Origin of the sequence: Martinezella lusitana, from assembly GCF_014207095.1 — a bacterium.
In the GTDB taxonomy this organism is placed as follows: domain Bacteria; phylum Pseudomonadota; class Alphaproteobacteria; order Rhizobiales; family Rhizobiaceae; genus Rhizobium; species Rhizobium lusitanum_B.
The window spans coordinates 244,475-265,827 of sequence record NZ_JACHBG010000003.1; the positions used below are offsets into that span (position 1 = coordinate 244,475).

Here is a 21,353-nt window from a genome sequence, read left to right on the forward strand (position 1 = left end):
CTCATCCATGACCGACCATTCCATCAAGGGAAAGACCGTCATCATCGCCGGAGGTGCCAAGAATCTGGGCGGCCTGATCGCCCGGGATCTTGCCGCTCACGGTGCAAAGGCCATTGCCGTCCATTATAACAGCGCCGCGACGAAGGCCGACGCCGATGCGACCGTGGCGGCAATCAAGGCAGCAGGTGCCGAAGCCGCAGCTTTTCAGGCCAACCTCACCACCGCTGGTGCGGTCGAAAAGCTGTTCGCCGATGCCACCGCCGCTTTTGGCCGGCCCGACATCGCAATCAACACCGTCGGCAAAGTGCTGAAGAAGCCGATCGTCGATATCTCGGAGACAGAGTACGACGAAATGAGCGCCGTCAATGCCAAGTCGGCATTTTTCTTCCTGAAAGAAGCCGGCAGGACGCTCAACGACAACGGCAAGGTCTGCACGCTCGTCACCTCATTGCTTGGGGCCTTTACGCCCTTCTATGCAGCCTATGCCGGCACGAAAGCGCCGGTCGAGCACTTTACCCGTGCCGCCGCCAAGGAATTCGGCGACCGCGGCATCTCGGTGACCGCGATCGGCCCCGGCCCGATGGACACACCGTTCTTCTATCCGGCGGAAAGCGCTGACGCACAGGCCTATCACATGGGAGCCGCCGCACTTTCGAAGTTTACGAAGACCGGGCTCACCGACATCCATGACATCGTTCCCTATATCCGCTTCCTCGTCTCCGACGGTTGGTGGATGACAGGCCAGACCATCCTCGTCAATGGCGGCTATACTACCAAGTAGAGAGATCGAGCCGGCTTCCTCCCGCAGGATGGAGCCGGCCCGATCCAATCGCCTGGATGGATGAAGCCGATATCGCTACCGCGACTTGAGCTGAGCAATCGACAGCATCAGGTCACCGCTTATGCCGCCAGCGGAGCCACGAGTCAGGATCGAGGAAGCGAGTGAACTCGTGTTCACGCCGTTCGCCGCGTCATAAACCGCGGCAAAGCGCTTCAGGAGGTTGTTGACCTTGCCTGCGTCGTGCAGATCCTTTACCGAAACCATCTTTTCCAGCATCTTTGCCTGCCGGGTCACATCCATATTGGACATGGAAGGCGGCAAGGAAAATGTGGTCTTGATGACGTTGTAGAGCGCGGGATCCGCCATGATATCGTAGACGGAATTGATCTGCGGCGCCTTACGCTGGAAATAAAGCGCAAGCCGGACGCCATCGTTCGATTCCCCCTGCTGAGATTCCAGCGTCTGGTGAAGATAGAGGGTGTCCGTAGCAAGACGCGCGCCCTTGTTCTGGCTCGCCTCGATCTTGGTCGTCGTCAGATTTCCCTTGGAATCGAAGTTGAAGACGCTCACCATCGTTTTGAACTGCTGACCGGCCGGCGTATTCAAGAAGCCCTTCGCATCCTCGGGATCGGACGCAAAAGCCTTTTTCAGGGTAGCTTTATCGACCGTCTTAGGATCGATGTTGTTGGCCACAAGGATGAAATTCGTCAGCTTCTTGTCCGCCAGAAGATCGTCCACGGATTTGACCTTGCCGATCGACTTGATGAACTCGTTGGCGTCGTCCTTCACGTCCTTGACGGCTTTTTCTCGCATCTGGCCGGTCAATCCGAAGGTTTTCACCTTGGAATAGGATGAGATGAAGCTGTTCATCGAGGCCAGCGGCAAGGCCTCGACAGGAGAACGCAGATTGCCCTTGTTGTCGAAGTTGAATGCCTTTGCGAGCTCCAGGAATCTGGGATCCTTGAGGGTTGAGACGTAGCTCTTGCTGTCGTAAGGGTCGCTCTCCAGTACTTTCCGGAGCTTCTCTCTTGTTACCTCACTCTTGTCGATCCCGAAAGCTCGAAGCGCCATATCCTGCAGCGTCGGAAGATCCGCGTACTTGCTCTCGTTGGCGGCAAAGAAGTCGGCGATCGTCTTTATCTTGCCGACCCGCGTCTTGTAGTTGGCTTCGGCGTCCTTGAACAAGGCCTGCCGATTATCCGTGTAGTGCGCCATGTACTTCTCAGACGTCGCCTTGATGCTATCGGCTGTCTGTGCCGGTTCGCCGGCTGGAAGCGATCCGTCCGGTGAGAACTTGAACGCGGCGATCATCTCGCCCATTCCCATGACCGAGGCGTAGATTTTGTCGGAAACCGCCAGATTAAACTGCTTCGCCGTGATCTTCTGGCTGAGCCCGAACGCCGTCTTGATATAGGAGAACAGCCTGTTATCGCCGGTGAGGTCATCAGCCGACCGGACATTGCCGATGTGCTGTCGATAATAGTCGTCGTTGCTGGTGGCCGAGGCCGAGAGGATCAGGGTCGGCACCGTGTTGTCGTAACGCGATATCAGCGCCTCTTTCTGCGCGGCAGTCTGTGCACTGGCACCGGAGAGTGTGCCATCCGGCTTAAAGCCGAATTCCGATGCGATAAGCTTGTATGTTGCCTGGGCGGAGCCCGACGCGAAATTGCTTGCTGTATTGACGAAGCTGTTGGGATCATTGACATCGCTGGTCAAGACAGACTTCAGGAAGCTCTTCGAAATGTGGGTCGCATCGAGGCCGTGAGCGGTCAGAAGGTATTCCCGCATCCTGGTGTTGTTGACGATGTCATCGACATTCGTCGCCTGGTCGATCCACTTGCTGTAAAATGCGCTTTCCTTCTTGGCCAACGTCGTTTCATTGGCAAAGGAGCGCTCGTAAAGGCCAATCGTATCATTCTTCTGCGCGTCACTTTGAGCCGTTGGCTTGGTGGAATTGGCAGTGAAATTGAAGGCGGCCGCAAATTGCCGATAGCGATTATCGGTCAGCTTGTTCGCAAAGCTCGTGCCGTTGCTGAGATCGCTCGTCAGCACCTTCTTCATGAAAGCTTTGGCATAGGTCATATCCTCGAGGCCATAGGCCTTCATCGCATAGCTGTAGAGCTTATGGTCCGCGAGGAATTCATCGACATTTTTGATCTTGCCGATGTGAGTATCATAATACTGTTGATCGCTTTTGACAGTGGCCTGCTTGGCGATGCGCGCAAGCGTCGACGCCATATCCTTTGTCGCAGTCACGTAGCCGAGATAGGTTGAAATCATGGATCGCCCCCACAGCGCGCAATTCACCAACATTAGCCCCGGCGCGCACAATCGCAACCAGACCTTGCGCGAAGCTAGATCGGCAATCCCCAGGCCGGCTTCCGCCTCCCGTTTGAGGACAGGGATGCGGAAACGACATCGTCTCACGGGTTGCTTGCCCGCCATGGTTCCGGCGGAGCCAGCGCAGATTATCCGTGCGTCTTTAATCTCGGCTGTTATTGCACCAGCACCGGCTGCATGCATCGCGCATCGGTGACCTGTATGTCGGCCTGTCCGATACCGATGCCGAGAAGCCCGAGAAGATTGTAGAGAAGCTGGTCGACGGGCGCGGTGACGAGGGAAAGCGTGTCGGCGAGTGACGACAGCACGCCGCTCGGCGTTCCGATGGTGATGATCAGCAGCTGTATGCTGATATTGGCGTTCTTCAAGAGAGATGTGACCAGGGAGGTCGTGACATCCTTGGTCGAAACCGTCTTTACGGTGCCGGCGGAAATCTCCGAGGGCTGAAAGGTCAGCCGCGTCGGGCTCATGTTGGCTATATCGATTTGCGCGCTTGCAAGAATTCTCAGCAGCAGGGAATCGATGATGGCAGCCTGAGTGACGCGTGGCTTCGTGCCGAAGTTCACGAAGGCCGAAGTATCAACATCGCCCAACGCGATCTCGGCGATACCCGGCACGGCATCAATTCCAACCACGGCATTCGGCATGTTACCGCCGACACAGGTAATGGATGCCAGCCGAGCTTCGGCGGGGGCAAGCTCGACATAGAGCGGCACTCTGAGCTTCAATCCGGCGATCAAGGACAAGCCGGTGACCGAAACCTCGATGGCAGCCCGAACCTGCGGCGTACGAACAGTGGTGCCTGGTGCGCCCACGGCCGCGGACGGCGTTTGCTTTGCCATTTCGCCGATCGCCAACGTCAATTTGGCCGTCGCAAGATCGGGCAGTGCAACTCCCAGGTCGACGGCGATCTGCTTCTGCTGGTTGGCCGCCATCGCAGTCAAAGACAGAAAGCTCATCAGGCTGATATTGGAGTTCAGGTTCGGACCAGTGCCGATGATATTCTTGCCCTCGGGACCGAGGTTCAGGATATCCTCGAGTTTGACGGTAAGCTTGGTGGTGCCGAGTGACTTGCCGAGGCCGTTGACGATGCTAACAACAGCAGGCGAGAGGCTCGTCATCTTACCGAGCGTACCCAGAACCTTGTCGTAGGGAACGCTGGTTGCCAAAAGATCGTTGTAGCTCCCCGCCGTAAGATTGAGATCAGTCGCCAGCAGGTTGAGGAAGCTCAGTAGGTTGACCTTGGCCCCGACCAGCGATTGGTAGTCGACGAGCTTGAGGGATATCTGCGTTCCAAGAAGGGATCCCAACAGCTGATTGAGGATGCCGCCATTGAGGCTCGCAAGCCGCGATCCGATGGAAAATGCCGCCACTGTATCGCTCGCTGCGGTACCGGTAGCGCTAAGCGTCGGCGAGGCGGCGAAGGACGACGCAAAGGGCATCACGGCTTTTTGCGTGAGCGTCACCTTTACAGCGTCATAGGGAGAACTCCCCGAGGAAGAAAAGCGGTTCTGAGGGGCGATCGTCGCATCCGCCGTGTAGGTTCCGAGAACCATGTTGGCGAGCGTCTCATACTGGCCCGAATTGGCCGCACTCGCCGTAATGGTACCGTTGGAAGTCAGATAGCTGCTGCCCGCCGCAAGCGCTGCCGTCGTTCCGTTCGACTGGAGATTGTTCAAAAGCGCGGTATTGGCGTTCGCAATATTGGAAGCGGCCGTGATCGCACCGATATCGCTGAGCTGCTGAAGGCGTTGCTGTTGCAGGGTCATCATGCCGTAGTCGATACCCAGACCAAGGCAGTAGAGGATCAGGGGCGAGATGAGCGCAGTGGTGATGGCAACATTCCCTCGCCTGTCGCGGCAGAAGGCAAGACGCCTGAGAAGCTCATTCATTACATTCCCCCGATCCTGATGGTAGAATAGCGACGGATCGTCTGATCCGGCATCGCGAATGTATAGAGATTCCAGACCGGAAGGGCTGATGCGTCGTAGCTGGCGCTGACCGTAAACTGGTTGGCATTGGCCGGATCGGTCGCAACCGTGACGGTGAGCTTGTCCTTCGTCAGAAATGCATCGTTGATCGTCGAGCGATTGACGAAGTCCTGAACGAGCTGCGTCCGCTCATCGGCGGAAATGCCCGCGATCGCCGTCCGCGCGGCATCGGCCGTAAGCTGCTGCAGTGAGTGGGCCGCGGTTAGATAGATGGCGAAAGCAATAAAAGTGAGAAGCATGAGGAGGAAAAGCGGCGCGATAAGTGCAAATTCGACGGCGGCTGCGCCCCCCTCGGCCCTCCTGAAATCAGAAGCGCGTGTCATGATTCTATCTCCCTCAATCGACGTTCATCCATGACGATGACGATCACGGAAACCTTAGATTGCGGGCGTTAATTTTATATTTCTAAATATACTATTTTCTAATGTTTATATAACTAAATCATACAGGTTTGATTGGTAAAAGTTGATGTAAATTGCCGCCATCGCAGTATCTTCGGTAAATTGATCGAAAGATTTTCCTATTGAAGCAATCAAGGAATTTGATTGCATAGATTGCATAAATATCTTACGCAACCATATCTCACTCAACGCCGTAACAGCCGACTGAGGCGCGACCGCCAGCGCTCAACCCACCGCCTTGGTGCAGTCCGGCCCATTGTTGATGGTGGGATGCTGGGAAATGTTACCCGACTATTCGACCGCAGAGAAATCGAAGCTGGCAAAGAGCACCGACCCACTGCCAGAAAGAGAGAGGAATCGGGAGGATAGAGGGCCACCTCTCTCGGAAAAATGCAGAAACGCGCTCAGGGACTTCGGTTGCGGCCTGGTCCCGCCAGCAAGGCACACATGATCGGTCACGGGTGTTGGAACAACACGCAGACCATCGTGTGCACCAAAGAATCTATTTCTTCTTCGGCACCAGATCCCAGCCGCCCTGCGTATTCCGCACAAAGCGATGATTGCCCTTGTAGTAGGAGACTGCACCCGTTCGACCCACCTTGACCGCCGTCGGCAGCAGTTGCGCGGCCGACTTCAAGCGTTCGATCATATCGAATGCCTCCTGTCGTTTTCCGGCACGGATCAACGTCATCAGCTTGGATTCCTGTTTCATCCTCTGTACTCCCGTTCATCGAGGATTAGGGGCGGACGGAATTTGCGGCTCGTCGTTCGTAACTGCATATCGATCATCTCACTCGGCGTTGCATGAGCAGCGAGCGCAAGGCCACGGCCACCACGCAAACGCTGGAAACAAGAAAGATTGCGCCCGACATCGCATAAATTGTCGGCGAGGCACCGGCATTCATCTTGCCGAACAGCACCACTGGCAACGTGTTCTGCCGCCCCGCCAGGTAGAATGCCCGCGTGAACTCATTGAGCGACAGCAGGAACGAAAAAATGAAGGCGCTGATCAGACCCGGCCGGATGAGCGGCAACGTGATGTCGTAGAATTGCCGGAACCGGCTGGCGCCAAGATCATCCGCCGCCATCAGATAGGTTCGCTTTACGGCCGCAAAACTCGTGAGGATCACGATGAAGGCGAAGGGCATTGCCCATAGCAGATGACCGGCAATGACGGTCAGAGCCGAAGCCTTCATGCCGATGCGGCTGATAACGGTTGAAAGCGCCAAGCCCTGAATGACACCCGGCACGAACATCGGCAACAGCACGGTCAGGAACCATATGCTTCGGCCGCGGTGAAGCTCTCGATAAGCCAAGGCGGCACCGAGCGACAGCGCCGTCGCGATGACGGCAGTAGCAAGAGCAATAATGAGCGACTGGACGAGAGCGGCAACAAGCGCGTTTTCTCCTCCGAGCGCCATGTACCATTTCAGGGTCAGGTCCGAAAAATGCGGTAGCCCCGGCTGCAGCGAAGGATTGAACGAGACGCCGAGCAGATAGAGCGGCGGCGCATAGATCGCCGCCAGACCGAAAATTGTCAGTGCCCAGATGATGATACGTGGGTTCGTTCCTTCCCTGACGATCATTGGCTACGATCCTCGAACAGGGAGGAGAGCCCAAATACCGCGTCGCCGAGCAGCACGAGTCCGAAGACTATCGCGAGCATCAAGGTCGAAATCGCGAAGGCCAGCGGGAAGTTCGCGACCCGCATGACGTCGTTGATCATCACCGACACGATCGACGCACCGGCACCTCCGAGCATCTGCACCTCCGTCGAAGAGCCCGCAACCATGACGAAGACAAACAGAAACCCTGCGAAGACACCGGAGTAGGTCAAGGGCAGCAAAACGGTGCGCACCATGGTCCAGAAGCCGGCGCCGAGATCCCGCGATGCCGCGAGCGCGATAGGATCCACGCGACGCATGGAGAGCAGCACCGGGAAGGTTGCAAATGGCAGATAGGAGGCGACAAGCCCAACGATTACGGCGAAATCGCTGAACAGCAACCAGTCGAGCGGCGCATCCGTGATACCAGCCTGCTGAAGCAGCGTGTTGATCACGCCGGTGCGCCCAAGCAACAATCGCCAGGAGAACGAGCGAATGAGATAGGAGGTGAAGAACGGGATCGTCAGAAGCGCCGCAAGCAGAACCGACAGCCGACGCCCCGCAAGGAAGTACATCGCATAGGCGGTGGGATAGGCGATGATGAGACAAACGCTCGCCGTTAGAAACGCCTTGCCGAGTGTGGACAGAAAGACGCTCCAGCGCCCTGCCTCCAGGATCGCGCCATAGGCAGCGAAACTGAGTTCGTGCTTGATCCAATAAGTCGTAGGATCCCAGGCGCAGAAGCTCCAGACCACGACGAGAACCAACGGCGCGAGGCCAAGCAGGAGGATCGCCGCAAGCGGAACAGTCATCAACAGGACTGATGTCTTCATTGTCTCGTTCCTTTCCTCTCGGCGTTGATCCCATCGGCGCGGGGCCGGTCTGTCCTTGGACAAACGAGCCAGCCCCGCTCCACCCCGTCACATCAGGCGTTGCGCAGCTTCTGCCACCATTCTTCGTAGAGCTGGAAGTTGTCCGGGCGGCAATTCTGCCAATAGACCTTGCCGGAGAACTTCGCCTTCACATGGTCGGCGAGCTTGGCGACGTCGTCGGCCCTGTATTCATCCGGATGAGCCTTGGCATAGGCGAGATTGTTGTCGGTCGGCACAAGATAACCCCGCGCCTTGCCAAGCTCGCAACCATAAAGACCGGCAAGCAGAGCATCGACAAACTTGTGGGCCGCATCTGCCTTGCCGCGCTCGGCCGCGCCCTTGAGCAGCACCGTATTGTTGCCCCAGCCCTCATAGCCTTCGACAGGAGCAGCGTATTCGACCTGAAGCCCGCGCTTGCGGCCTTCGTAAACGATCGGCTCCCAGCCGGTCATGGCGTCGACTTCTTCGTTGGCGACAAGCTGAACGCCCTGCTCCCAGCCATTCCAGAAGGTACGGAACTGGCCGTCCTTCTTGTGCTTGATCAGGAACTCCATGACGAGGCCAAGTTCGGACTCGGAAAGATTGCCTGGATCCTTGATCGGCTGGTTCTCGGCGCCCTTGAGATAGATGGCGGTGAAGATGGCGCTGTTGATCCAGGCATCTTCCATCGCAACGCGGCCCTTGAGCTTCGAATCGAAGATGACGCCGTAGCTGTCGACCTTGCCGAGCTTGTCGGGGCGATAGATGATGGAGTCGGCGTTGACGACAGTCGGAATGCCGTATTGCTTACCTTCGTAGGTCAAGGTCGGGATATCCTTGGCCCACTGCCAGATGCCGCCAAAGTTCGGAATCTTCGAGACATCCCAAGGCGCAATCAGCCCTTGTTTGGCCAGTTCGCGCTCGGCACCGCCTTGGAAGCCGCCGACGTCAAAAAGGTCATTGGCATTACCGGCAGCCAGACGAGCGACGACCGGACCGACATCGTTGCCATTGTCGGTGAATTCTGGCGAAACGCCACTCTGGCGCGCAAATTCTTGCCATTTCTCGCCGATATCGAGGGTCGCCGTTGCCCAGAACGCAACCGTCGCATCATCGGCCATTGCGCGCGTTGCCCCAAGCCCGCCCACGGAAAGAGCGGCTGCCCCCGCCCCCATAAGCTTCAGCATGTCGCGACGCTGTATATTGCTCCTCAAGGCAGAGGAGACGAGATCATTGTGCTTGTTCATCGTGTCATTCCCTTCCCTCATTTTTGCTTGTATCGGCTAATCGGATTCTACTCGTCGCCTCCAGCCAGGGGCAGCATTCCGAAACGATCAATCAGGAGCGCAGCACCCGGCTTCAGATACACGCGCACGTTTTCGCCCGGCGAGGGCGGAGTTGCGTCCGCGCTAGTCGTCAACACCACACGCTGGCTGTCGGCAAAAGCAAGCGTAACGTTGTGGCTCAATCCGCGATAGATGCTTTCGACAACCTTAAGTTCAATTATTTCTGCCGCATCTTCACCACCTGGCACGAGTTCCATCCGATCGGGACGGATAGCGACGAGAGCGTCCGATGGCGGTGTGGTCCCCGAAAAGGTCGCCGTCACCCGTTGGCCGGCAATTGTCGCAACGGCGGTGTGAGCGGACACCGCGACACTTTCGGGCTTCAGGAGCGTATCGATGCCGACGAAACGGGCGACGAAAGCATTGGCCGGCGCGTCGAAAAAGCGTGCCGGCACATCGGTTTGCTCGATGCGTCCTTTGTGCATGACAGCCATACGATCGGACAGGCTAAGCGCCTCGTCCTGATTGTGAGTGACCAGAATGAAAGTCGCTCCCGTGCGTTTGTGGAGCCGTCCGAATTCGTCGCGCATCTGCTGGCGCAGCCGCTCGTCCAAACCGGTCAATGGTTCGTCAAGCAGAAGGATGCCCGGCTCCATGACGAGCGCCCGGGCGAGCGCGACACGCTGGCGTTGACCGCCAGAGAGAATATTGACATCGCGCTCGGCAAAGCCGGAAAGCTCGACGAGTTCGAGCGCGTCCTCAACCTTCGCCTTCAATGAGCCACCGGAGAGACCCCGCAACTTCAATCCGTAGCCGACATTCTGAGCGACGTTCATATGCGGGAAGAGCCCGAGCGACTGGAAAACGGTATTGACCGGCCGGCGATTGGCCGGAACGCCGGCCATATCCTTGCCGTCGAACTGCACCCGACCCGCCGTGGGCTTATCAAAGCCGCCGATGAGCTTCAAAAGCGAACTCTTGCCACAACCCGAGGAACCGAGAAGTGTGAAAAACTCCCCCGCCCTTATATCGAGCGTCACATCATCCACCGCCCGCACAGGCCCATAGCTTCTGACGATATGGTCGAGGCCGATCGCTATCGCCATATCAGACGTCTCTCCCATCTGATTCACGAATAAGCAGCAGACCCTCTTCGGTTATTTCAAGCTCCTGCCCGGCAACGACCAACGACGTCGCCGTTGCCTCCTCGATGATGAGCGGACCGGCAATACCCTTCAAGGGAGGCAGTTTTGCACGCTCGTAGACCGAGCATGATAGCCAACCTGCCTCGCCACCAAAATAAACTTCGCGGCTGCCCTTCGAAGCCACATCCAGAGACCGATTGGCAGAGGACAATTTCGGTATGGCTATGACCGGCCCGTGCAAGATCGCTTCGAGATGAATCATGGTGATCTCGATCGGCGAGGCCCGCAGGCAAAATGCGTAAGCCCGCTCATGGACCGTATGAAAGCGCTCGGCAAAGCTCTCGACATCGTCGTCGAGCTCAAAGCGCGCAAAGACGCCGTGCTCCTGACCCTGATACCGGGCTTCCACACGGCAGGCATAATGAATGTCGGCACCATTGCCCTTGGCAAAATAGGTAATGGCTTCGTGCTTCAATTCGTCGAACCGGCCTTTCAGATCGCTCACTGCCTCCGGCATGAGGGCGGAGAACCAGGTGCTGCGGAAATCGGCACGCGGCTCGGCAGCCAACATCCCCCAGGCCGAGAAGATACCGGGATGCAGCGGCACGACCGTCGTCTTCACGCCGAGATCGCGGCCGAGACGCGCGGCAAGAGCAGGCCCGGCGCCACCGGAAATCACGAAAGCAGCGTCGCGCGGATCGTGGCCGCGCTGAACGGTCACGAGCTTCAGCGCATTGATCATGGATGCATGGGCAATCTCGACGATGGCAAGTGCTGCATCCTCAACGGATAGTCCAAGCGGATCTGCGACGGTTGCGATCGCCGCGAAAGCCTTGCTCTTGTCGAGCTGCATCTGACCGCCGGCAAAGCTGGCGGGATCGAAAATACCGAGGGTCAGCAAAGCATCCGAGAGCGTGGGCTTGCTGCCGCCGCGTCCATAACAGGCAGGCCCGGGCGTCGAACCGGCGCTTTCAGGCCCGACGCGAAGCGCGCCGCGTTCGTCGATGCGGGCGATTGAACCGCCGCCAGCCCCGATTTCGACAATATCGACCACAGGCACCTGCACAGGATAGCCGGGGGCGATGCGGGTATGTTCGAGCTTGTATTCGCTGTCGAGCGTTGGGCTGCTGTCATGGATCAGCGAGCATTTCGCAGTCGTGCCGCCGACATCGAGCGACAGCACTTCCGATTGACCGAGCAGCGCACCGATGCGCGCCGCACCGGCTACGCCGCCGGCAGGACCGGACTCGACCAAAGTCAGCGGGCTCATCTGCGCCTGGTCGAACGTCGAAATGCCGCCGTTGGACTGCATCGCGTAGTAAGGGCAGGTCAGGTCGCGCTCCATGAGCGCGCTCTCGAGACGCGCAAAATAGCGCTTGATAATCGGCTGCACATAGGCGTTCAGCACAGCGGTGTTCGAACGCTCATATTCGCGCCATTGCCGCGAAACCTCATGGCTGGCGCAGACCGTAACGTCGGGAAGGGCTTCGGCGAGCGCCTTTGCACAGGCAATTTCGTGCTCGGGATTGACGTAACTATGGAGGAAGACGACGGCCACGGCCTCGACATTGCGCGCCCGGCACTCCTGGATGATCTCGTCGATATCGGCAAGTTCGATGGGTGTCAGAACGCCACCCCTGGCGTCCATACGCTCGCGGACCTCGAAACGGAGACTGCGTGGCACGAAAGGCTCAGGGCTCTTGAACTGGAGATTATAGAGATCGGGGCGATTGCCGCGACCGATTTCAAGTACGTCGCGGAACCCTGCTGTCGTGACGAGCGCCGTCTTGACGCCCTTGCGCTCGGTGATCGCGTTGATAACGGTCGTCCCACCATGTGCAAAGAAGATGACATCGCGCGTCGAAAGACCGTCTTTCTCTTCGGCAAGCTCGATGGCCGAAAGCACGCCTTCGGATTGGTCATGAACGGTCGTCAGGCTCTTGGCGGTAAAAACCTCACCGGTACGCTCGTCGTAGCCGACGAGATCGGTAAACGTACCGCCCACATCCGTCGCTAGCCTGATCATCCCGTCATCCTCTCTTCCAGTCCATAAAGCGTCCGCGCCGTCTCCTCCGAAATATAGCCATCTTCAACATCGCGGCGGACATGCTCGGCCTCGCGCGCACGCGCCTCGCCCCATCCTCCGCCGCCGCCGGTAATGATGCGCACGAGATCACCTCGCTTCAGCGCGATATGCGGCTCGCGGCCAAAGCTCGTCACCCGACCGGCGGAATCTTCTACCTGCAGCAGGTTGAGCGTACCGGACTTCCCCCCTTCAATCCCCCAGGGAGCAGTTTCAGTCCGCCCGAAACTGCAATAGGCCGAAGCCCCATCCTCGAGAATCTCGTAATCGCGGATAACCCCGAAACCGCCGCGCCGGCGACCGGCACCCGAACCGCCCTCGACATTGAGCGCATAGCGGCGAACGATCAGCGGGAATCGCGCTTCGATCACCTCGACCGAATAGTTGTAGGTGTCGCCATCCGTGAGCGCGATCAGTGCGTTCGCGCCATCCGCATCCTTGCTTGCGCCCCAACCACCATGCTGCGGCTCGATATGGATGAAGGGTTGGCCGGCAGCATCCTTGCCCGAGATATAGACGACACAGAGACTCGTATAGGATCCGGCCGAGAACCGTTCCGGCATCAGCTTGGCAAGCGCTTTCCAAACCAGCTCGGACGCATGGACCGAACCCTCATAGTACCAGCCCGTCGGAGAAGGCTTTTCGGCGGTGAAAACGGATCCCTGCGGTGCAATCACGGTAAGCGGCCGAAACCATCCTTCGTTGGAAGGTGCCTGTGGCGCCACCAACGCCTTGAATATGGTGCGCACCGCCGATTGCAAAGCCCCAGCGGCACAATTGATCGGTCCCTGCACCGCTGGCGGGCAGCCGGTGAAATCAGCGGTCAGTCGATCTCCGGCGATCGTGATGGCGACGTTCACCACGATCGGATCTGTGGTGACGCCATCACCATCGATGATGTCCTGTGCCTGGTAGATGCCATCCGGCAAGGCGGCGATGGCGGCGCGCGCCTGCTTCTCGCTGGTCGCAAGCAGATGGTTAAATGCGGCCTCGACGATGTCGATACCATATTTGCGGCAAAGCTCGCCCATCCGCCGCGCGGCAACGCGAACGGTGGCCACCTGTGCAGTGAGATCGCCAATGGCGATATCCGGCAGGCGAACATTTTCGCGGATGATGCGCAGGACCTCGCCCGAGAAGCGATCGTTGTGCACGACCTTGACGCCCGGCAGCCTCAATCCCTCCTGAAAAACGGAGATGGCATTTGGCGCAAGCGAGCCGGGGACGGAGCCGCCGACATCGAGATAGTGAGCAACGTTGATGGCATAAGCCATGATACGGCCGTCGAAGAAAATCGGCTTGACGATGGCGAAATCGCAGGCATGCGTACCGCCTGAGTACGGATCGTTCGTGAGCAGGATATCGCCGTCTTCGAGATCGTCGCCATAAAGTGCGATCAGCGATTTGACCTGAGTGCCGAAGGTGCCGGTGAACAAAGTGATGCCGTTCATCTGCGCCACAAGCTCGCCCTTGAGCGTGAGGAGACCACAGGCAAAGTCCAGCACTTCATAAATAACGGGGCTCATCGAGGTCCGGGCCATCACCACACCCATCTCGTCGACGGTGGCGGCGAGCTTGCCTTCGATGATTTCCTGAGTCACCGGGTCGACAACGATCACGAATCTACCCTCATCATTGTATTCATACCGGTTCAGATTAGGTGTTTTTCGCGCCGCCGAAAGCCTTCCCGATGGGTGGGCGGAAATGCCCCAACCCACCCGTTCGGGTAGGTTATCGATTGAGCATGCCCTTTTTGCGCGCCGCCGTTACCGCCGCCGTCCGCGTCGAGACATTGAGCTTGGTGAAGATGTTCCGCAGATGGAACTTAATGGTGTTGTCGGACAGAGAAAGCGTTCTACCGATTTCCTTGTTGGAAAGCCCGGCGCTTAGCAGCTCCATTACCATTCGCTCGCGTCCCGTAAACAGCGACAGGTCATCACTGCCGGCTGCTTGCTGCGTGGTATCGACGCTGTTCAGCAGCGACTGAAGGCGCTTGCGCGTCACGTTCGCAATGGTCGGATGGTTGGCAAGCAGGCGAAGCTCCCCGAGCCCCGCCGCGTGATCGAGATAGAGCAGCGCGCGATAGTCGCTGAGCGGCATCGTCAGAACGAGATCGGAAAGACGGGCGGCCGCCACATCTGCACGTCCTTCGGCTATCAAGATCTGCATTTCGATAAGCGCAAGTTCGATTCGACGCGGAATATGCGGGCGCTGAGCCTGCCGCATCGTCAGCTGATCGAAAACCTCGCGCGCCTTCGTAGCTTCACCAAGCGCCAGATAGGCCCGCATCCAAAAAATAGCCGGTGTCGCGCCACGCAAATGAATGGACAACATATTGGCGCGATCGGAACTGATCGTTTGCATGCCGAAGCCGCTAGCTTCCGCATGACGGATCGCCTGATCGAGATCTCCCGACGCCATCAGTAGCATCGCCCGTTCACGATCAATCAGGCGTGTGAGCCGGTCAAAACCGCGACGTCTGGCCACTGCGCGGATACGGTCCATGGCTACGTGAGCGGCGATTGAGTCATCCCCCATCCGCAAGGTCCGCTGCTCTGCCATGAAGCCGGCTGCGAGAAGATCGAACCACGTGTCGTGCCGTTCAAGATGCGGCAAGGCCCAGCCGAGCATCTCGGCCGCGGCCTCCGTCTCGCCCCGCATAGAGAGAATTTCCGCCTTCAACACTTGGCCAACGGCGTCAAGATCGCTGCCGGCCGCGATGTTGGTCTGCGCCTCGCGGATTAGCTCGTCATAGGCGGACAAGGCGCTCGCGCAATCGCCGGAGAAAAAGAAGGCTTGGCCGATGTGTGTGTAAAGGTGCATGGCGCCGAAGTCCGCGCCGCCGTCACGAAAGGCGCGAAAGGCGAGGTGACCATAATGCAGCGCCCGGTCGAGCTCGCTGCGGATCAGGAAATTGTAGGAGAGCATGTTGAGCGCCAGCGCACGATGGATGAGCTCCATGCCATCAGGCTGCTGCAGATCGTTCTCCAATGCGGACAGATCGGCCGCGCTCGCCCAATGGTCGGTGTAGAGCGCCAGAAGAATCCGCACGACCCGCAGATCTTTCGCCAAGACCTCGTCACCGGCGGCGGCACGTTCGGCTATGACCAGATAGTGATTGGCGGCCGCAAGTTGCGCTGCCTTGGCATTGAAAATCGATAGTCCCAGTGTCGAAAGCGGAAAACGGCCGAGATCTATTTCCGAGGCCCGCCCGCTTAATGCCTGAAATAGCGTTGTACCGCCGCGCGTGGTGGCATAAACGCGCCGCCAGCCGCCTGCAGTTTCGACGATGCGCGCGGCAAGGTTGGCATCGTCGGCCGAAAGCGCATGTTGCACAGCCCGCTCGATATCGCCCTTAGCCTCGAACCAATGCGCCGCGCGATTGAGGATGCGTTTGGTATCGACGCCTCGCCGGCTGGCGGTTTGCTTGAGGAATTCGTTGAAGACCGGATGGTAGCGCATCCAATTCCCGGGACCGGCAAGCAGGGTGACGGGAAGAGCATAATCATTGAGCCTCTCGATCAGCCCTACCCTTTCGCTACTGTCGAGAACGGCCTCGAGGAGCGAGCGGTTGAAGGCCGGCAGAGCGGCGGTCTCAATCAGAAACTGGCGAATTTCCTCCGGCAGATGTTCAAACACCTGCTCCGAGAGATAGGCGCCCATGTCGGCGCTACCGCCGTCGAAAGAGGCGAGAATGGTGTCGCCCTGCTCGGACTCCGATACGAGCAGGCTCACCATCTGCAGCGCCACCGCCCAGCCTTCGGTACGACGATTGAAGGAGCCGACTTGCTCCTCAGTCAGATGCGTCCCCTTGCCAAGGAACAGTTCGCGCGCTTCGGCGTCGGAAAAGCCGAGTTCGCCGGCACCGAATTGTTTGAACTCGCCGCGAAGGCGCAGGGCCGACAAAGGAAACCGCGGCGGGCTGCGGCTCACGAGCACCAGTTTGACATGTTCGAGAGAGGCATCGGCGAGGATCTTTGCCATCAGCGCTTCGACGGCATCTGTCTGGGCGAAATGATAGTCGTCGAGAAAGATAACCAGAGGCCCGGCGATCTTGCGCAGCCGCGTTGCCAGCACGGAGAGAAGAGCCGTTGCCGGCAGATTGCCGGCATCGCCGCCATCCTCGTCCAGAAGTGTCTGCAACGCATCGATGAGAGCGAGCAGAAAGGTTTCCTGGCTTGTATGTTCCGCATCGAGCGATACCCAGCAAAGATTGACGCCATCTTCCTTGAGTTGCTCAAACCATTGAACGGCAAGAGAAGTTTTGCCGTAGCCGGCAGGCGCGACGATGGTCGTCAACCGGCGCAGCCCGGCTCGCCGGAGCTGCCGCAACAGGTCGCTTCGTTTAATGGTTTGCTGCCCGCTGGAAGGGGGAGCAAATCGATTCTGTCCGCTCATGGGGCGGGATGATGCTGTCTTGGCAGGCAGTTGGCAACCCGAGAGAAAACATTTGCAAAGCTCTTAAATCGTTATTTTTTTATGTCACTTAACGAGCTGTTGGCGACAGCACCTGTTCATGCGTGCAACGACGCTAAAATTCGCCTGCCGGATCCTTAACGAGTCGAAAGTTGCCGCAAAATTGCCGCGCAAAACCATCAGGAAAACGCCTCGTGCCGCTCCATTTTGAGCCATAAACGGTCCGTTAGGAATTTATTGACCATAATGCCAGGTAAATCGATGCCGCAGGCGCGGCGCCTCTGATCTGTATGTCTGTAACAAGGGCGAAAGTCGTATCCGTGCATCACGCGATCTTTTCCATTCCGGCGGCAACCCTCGCCATGAGCTTCTCGTTTGTCGCTTGCCGGGTGGCACTGGTTGCGATGCTGGTTTTCGGTGCCCTGGCGGGATCCGCCAAAGCCGCAACCGATGACCGGGCGCTCAAGCTGTTCTTCACCCATACCGGAGAAAGAGCGACGATCGTCTTCAAGCGCGGTGGAAAATACGATCCGCGTGGCCTTGCGCAGATCAACCGCTTCCTGCGTGACTGGCGCAAGAACGAGCCGACCAAGATCGATCCGGGTTTGCTCGACCTGGTCTGGGAGGTCTATAGTCGCAGCGGCGCGCGCGAACCCATCCACGTCGTCTCCGCCTATCGCTCGCCATCCACCAACAGCATGTTGCGCAACCGCTCGCGCAGCTCCGGCGTCGCAAAACACAGCCAGCACACCCTCGGCAAGGCGATGGATTTCTATATTCCCGGCGTGAAGCTCGCGACCCTGCGCGGAATAGCCATGCAGATGCAGATCGGCGGCGTGGGCTTCTACCCCAATTCCGGCTCGCCCTTCGTTCATCTGGATGTCGGCCGAGTTCGCGCCTGGCCCAGAATGTCGCGCCCGGAGCTTGCGAGGCTCTTCCCGAACGGGCGAACTCTGCACGTGCCTGCCGATGGCAGGCCGCTTCCAGGCTATGAGCTGGCGCTTGCGCAATCGAAGAAGCGGCCGAGCAAGATCATGGCCGTTGCCGCCGACGATGATGATGACGATGCACCTTCGCCGGCGCCTGCTCCGATCGTAACGGCCTCCATACCGAAGGCCGTCAGCTCACCCCTTATGACGAGCATGTTGCCCATTCCGCAGAGCCGAGCCGTGAACGGGCTGGAAGCCCAGCTTGGCAAACGGGTCGCCGAAGAAAATGCGGTTCAGCCCTTCACCGACCTGACATCCTATGCCGTCCCGCTGCCGACGACGCGACCGGTGAGCATTGCCGTGATCCCGGCGGCTGCGCCCGAGAGGCCGGCCCCGACTGTATTTGCAAGCCTGGTGGTCGGACGGAACGATGCCGGCAAGCTGCTCGTTGCGGAACCTCCGAAGAATTCGAACGACAACGCGATGGAAAAACTGCAGCCCATGGCGAAGCTGCCAGCCTCGGCTACACAGGACGTTTCGGGCGGCGTCGGCGCCATGTCCACAGGCGCAATCGTCGCCTGGGCATTGCAACCTCCAGGCATCGCAATGGACATGACGCTTCCAGGTCTGGTTGGCGCTCCTATCCCCCTGGATCAGGCCGCCGGCAATATTCGAGACGGGATCATCGTAACAGAGGATGATGATTTCGATGTTGAGAGGTTCGGCTTCGAAGGCTGAACCTCAGCGCGCGGCGTATTGCCGCCGCGGATGTCCTTGCAAACGGCGTTCGGTTTGCGGCAAAGCATCGCTCACGCGCGAGATGGTGGCTGCCGGATATCCGATTGACATCGGACACCCGGCCCGCAACGAAAACAAGCCGGCTTTTGTAATGTCGACGTAATCTTCCAATCCTAGAGGCTGCTTCCAAACTGGATTCAGCTATGCTGCTTCGTCGCTTCCTTCCCGTTCTGTTTGCCATCGGCGCCTTGGCGCTGACGGGTTGCGTTTCTGCGATGATGAAGACCTATGAGCCACCGCCCGCCCAGATCGTAATCCTGCACTACAGCCCGCCGGTTAGCTTACGCGCGCTCGACTTTGGTCAGCATGTCCATGGATGGCGCAAGGTTGCCGCCAATGCTGCACCGGCGGCGCCGAATCGTCAGGTTTTCCCGGATCGGCGCGACACGGATACCGAGCCAAAGGAAGGATATATCAAGCGCGCCAAAATGCTCCTATACCTCATACGCTCTCGCCATTGGCGATCATTGCCTTATGACCAGACGTCGTGAGCCTGATCCGGAATAAAAGTAAGCAGCCTTTGCGAAAATGCCGCGAATCGAAGTCGGGTAAAGATCTTATGCACATACTGCTAGTCGAGGACGAACCGGAAATGGCGTCGGTGCTGATGACAGCATTGAAACGCCAGGATGTCGTGGTCGACCATGCCTCCAACCTCGCCGATGCCGAAGCGATGGCGCGCTTCGGCACCTATGACGCCATCGTGCTCGACAGGCGCCTGCCTGACGGTGAAGGACTTACTCTGATCCCGCGCCTGCGAGCGCTGCATATCGAGGCTCCGGTAATTGCCCTGACTGCCATGAGCGATCTGCGCGATCGCATCATCGGGCTCGATGCAGGCGCCGACGACTATTTGGGCAAACCCTTCGCGACCGAAGAGCTTGTGGCCAGGCTGAAGGCCTTGCATCGACGCCCCTACGTCCTGCGCGCAGATCAGGCCATTGTCGGCCGTCTGACCTATGATTTTCGCTACCGCGAAGCGCTGATCAATGATCAGGCGTTAGAGCTGCCACGCCGAGAACGACTGGTTCTCGAAACGCTGATCCGTCGGCCCGGCCGCACCGTCATGCGCGGCATGCTCGAGGAAGCGGTCTACGCCCTCGACGACGAGATCGGCTCCAATGCGCTGGACGCTCATATTTCCCGCCTGCGCCGCAAGCTGGACGATGTGTCCGCCGGTATCGAAATTCGCGCCGTTCGCAATCTGGGTTATCTGCTGCGAGCCGTTCCATGAAGCCGGAGCGCGCCCGCTCGCTGCAATGGCTTCTGGTGCGACGTTTGATCCTGCTGCAGGCCGGAATGCTGCTTTTCTTCATTGTCCTGCTGATAGTCGTGCTGTCGGTGGTGAAGCCGAGGCTGATGATCGACAATGAGGCAGCGGTGACCGCCGTAACCGGCGCGGTCGATCGCGACAAGGACGGCAAGCTCATCGTTCACGATACCGACGAGCTCACGCAGTTTCGTGCAGAGCATCCGAAGGTCTGGTACATTATTCACGACACAACGGGCCAGACGGCGCGTGTGGGCATGGCGCCGCCCGACTATGACCGTGATCTCGGCAGTCTTTTAAGTTCGGTCGACCACGCTAGCATCGGCTTCGCCGGCAAACGTGACGGGAAGGAGATGCGGCCGGAGGCCTTCGTTCAGAAGGTGGATACCAAGGCCGGACCTGTCCAGGTCGTCACATCGACCTTTCATTCGCGATCGGACTCTGAAGGTTTCGACATCAGTATTACCGCCATTGTCGACATGGCGCGTAAGCCTGACGGCACCGCCGATTGGCCTCGGGTCCTCCCCGGCCTGCTGGCCTCCCTCGGCATCGTCCTCCTGCCGATCATTCTGGCCATGGGCGTGACGACGCTGGTAACGACGCCCGCCGTCGTGCGTCGCTCGCTCACGGGACTGATCGGCACGGCCAATCAGGCAGCACACATCGATTTCGATACACGCGCCATGCAATTGCCTGTCAAGAACGTCCCCCAGGAAGTCGTCCCGCTTGTCAACGCCTTCAACCAGGCCCTCAGCCGGCTTGCCCAAGGCATCGACAGCCACAACCGCTTCCTGACGGATGCCGCGCATGAATTGCGCACCCCGATCGCCATTCTGCGCACACGCGCCGAATTACTGACGGACGAGCCGGAGACATTGCGGCTGCGACAGGACATCGAGCGCCTCTCGCACCTCGCCCAGCAGCTGCTGGATCATCAATCCCTGGATCGCCCCAACGAGCATCGCCGGGTCGTCGACCTTGCGGAATTTGCCGGTCGGGTCGCGGCCGATCTGGCACCCCTTGCGATCGAGGCTGGCTATGATTTCGCCTTCGAGCCCCCGGACGGCAAGGTCGAAGTCGAGGTCAACGCGCTGCAGATCGAGCAGTTGCTTGCCAACATCGTTCGCAACGCCATCGAACATGGCGGCGGCAAGGGCACCATCACCGTCCTGGTCGATCGGGCGGGTGGCCTGGAGGTTCACGACGAAGGCCCGGGAATTCCGGTCGAAGAACACAAGAACGTCTTCGAGCCATTTTACCGCGTACATCCCCACTCTCACGGCGCCGGTCTCGGGCTCAATCTCGCCCGCCAGATCGCGCAGTTGCACGGCGGCAGCATTGCGATCCTGAACGGTCCGTGGCAAGGCGCTCGCGTCCGAGTTCACTTGCCATTGCACCGTCAAACAGCTTGAACCGCTGCTTTCACCGACAGCGGCCATCATAGCGGGTAGTAGGCAT

The 21,353-nt window shown here is 58.9% G+C and carries 16 protein-coding genes; 5 read left to right on the forward strand and 11 right to left on the reverse strand.

The genetic code is table 11. From position 1 onward, the window contains the following. The first annotated feature begins 7 nt into the window (after window positions 1–7). Window positions 8–781, forward strand: coding sequence for an SDR family oxidoreductase (locus tag GGD46_RS09230; protein WP_184703454.1), 774 nt, complete (start codon window positions 8–10; stop codon window positions 779–781). A 75-nt stretch (window positions 782–856) separates the two neighbouring features. On the opposite strand, the gene GGD46_RS09235 is transcribed toward GGD46_RS09230, so the two are convergent. The 11 genes from GGD46_RS09235 to GGD46_RS09285 form a co-directional block, all read right to left on the reverse strand. Next, window positions 857–3,061 (reverse strand): DUF1217 domain-containing protein, encoded by a 2,205-nt coding sequence (locus GGD46_RS09235; protein ID WP_184703455.1) that lies wholly within the window; start codon window positions 3,059–3,061, stop codon window positions 857–859. A 215-nt stretch (window positions 3,062–3,276) separates the two neighbouring features. Beyond that, window positions 3,277–5,013: a pilus assembly protein TadG-related protein gene (locus GGD46_RS09240; RefSeq protein ID WP_184703456.1), complete on the reverse strand. Its 1,737-nt coding sequence runs from the start codon at window positions 5,011–5,013 to the stop codon at window positions 3,277–3,279. Continuing rightward, complete coding sequence (locus GGD46_RS09245; RefSeq protein WP_184703457.1) at window positions 5,013–5,435, reverse strand: TadE/TadG family type IV pilus assembly protein; 423 nt, start codon at window positions 5,433–5,435, stop codon at window positions 5,013–5,015. The genes GGD46_RS09240 and GGD46_RS09245 overlap by 1 nt, the downstream gene beginning before the upstream one ends. 580 nt (window positions 5,436–6,015) lie before the next feature. Next, entirely contained in the window at window positions 6,016–6,225 is a 210-nt protein-coding gene (locus tag GGD46_RS09250) for a hypothetical protein (protein ID WP_184703458.1), read from the reverse strand. Window positions 6,226–6,298: 73 nt separating this feature from the next. Further along, window positions 6,299–7,099 carry an ABC transporter permease gene (locus tag GGD46_RS09255; protein WP_184703459.1) on the reverse strand — a complete coding sequence of 267 codons (801 nt, stop codon included), beginning with the start codon at window positions 7,097–7,099 and terminating at the stop codon, window positions 6,299–6,301. Beyond that, entirely contained in the window at window positions 7,096–7,950 is an 855-nt protein-coding gene (locus GGD46_RS09260) for an ABC transporter permease (RefSeq protein ID WP_184703460.1), read from the reverse strand. The genes GGD46_RS09255 and GGD46_RS09260 overlap by 4 nt, the downstream gene beginning before the upstream one ends. A gap of 92 nt (window positions 7,951–8,042) precedes the next feature. Beyond that, the gene (locus GGD46_RS09265; RefSeq protein WP_184703461.1) at window positions 8,043–9,215 is read right to left on the reverse strand and encodes a PotD/PotF family extracellular solute-binding protein; all 1,173 of its coding nucleotides are present in this window, start codon (window positions 9,213–9,215) and stop codon (window positions 8,043–8,045) included. A gap of 47 nt (window positions 9,216–9,262) precedes the next feature. Continuing rightward, a complete protein-coding gene (locus tag GGD46_RS09270; protein ID WP_184703462.1) occupies window positions 9,263–10,360 on the reverse strand; it encodes an ABC transporter ATP-binding protein in 1,098 nt (365 codons plus the stop codon). Window position 10,361: 1 nt separating this feature from the next. Further along, window positions 10,362–12,425 (reverse strand): hydantoinase/oxoprolinase family protein, encoded by a 2,064-nt coding sequence (locus tag GGD46_RS09275; protein WP_184703463.1) that lies wholly within the window; start codon window positions 12,423–12,425, stop codon window positions 10,362–10,364. After that, window positions 12,422–14,101, reverse strand: a complete 1,680-nt coding sequence (locus GGD46_RS09280; RefSeq protein WP_184703464.1) for a hydantoinase B/oxoprolinase family protein — start codon at window positions 14,099–14,101, stop codon at window positions 12,422–12,424. Before GGD46_RS09280 ends, GGD46_RS09275 begins: the two co-directional genes overlap by 4 nt. A gap of 112 nt (window positions 14,102–14,213) precedes the next feature. Continuing rightward, entirely contained in the window at window positions 14,214–16,814 is a 2,601-nt protein-coding gene (locus tag GGD46_RS09285; protein ID WP_246806248.1) for a LuxR C-terminal-related transcriptional regulator, read from the reverse strand. A gap of 446 nt (window positions 16,815–17,260) precedes the next feature. Here GGD46_RS09285 and GGD46_RS09290 point away from each other — a divergent pair, with 446 nt between their 5' ends. The 4 genes from GGD46_RS09290 to GGD46_RS09305 all read left to right on the forward strand — a co-directional run bounded on the left by GGD46_RS09290 (window position 17,261) and on the right by GGD46_RS09305 (window position 21,307). Beyond that, a complete protein-coding gene (locus tag GGD46_RS09290; RefSeq protein ID WP_184703667.1) occupies window positions 17,261–18,565 on the forward strand; it encodes a DUF882 domain-containing protein in 1,305 nt (434 codons plus the stop codon). Between the two features lie 203 nt (window positions 18,566–18,768). Beyond that, complete coding sequence (locus GGD46_RS09295) at window positions 18,769–19,116, forward strand: hypothetical protein (RefSeq protein ID WP_184703466.1); 348 nt, start codon at window positions 18,769–18,771, stop codon at window positions 19,114–19,116. Window positions 19,117–19,184: 68 nt separating this feature from the next. Then, window positions 19,185–19,859, forward strand: coding sequence for a response regulator transcription factor (locus tag GGD46_RS09300; protein ID WP_184703467.1), 675 nt, complete (start codon window positions 19,185–19,187; stop codon window positions 19,857–19,859). Next, window positions 19,856–21,307: a HAMP domain-containing sensor histidine kinase gene (locus tag GGD46_RS09305; protein WP_184703468.1), complete on the forward strand. Its 1,452-nt coding sequence runs from the start codon at window positions 19,856–19,858 to the stop codon at window positions 21,305–21,307. Before GGD46_RS09300 ends, GGD46_RS09305 begins: the two co-directional genes overlap by 4 nt. Window positions 21,308–21,353 lie beyond the last annotated feature (46 nt).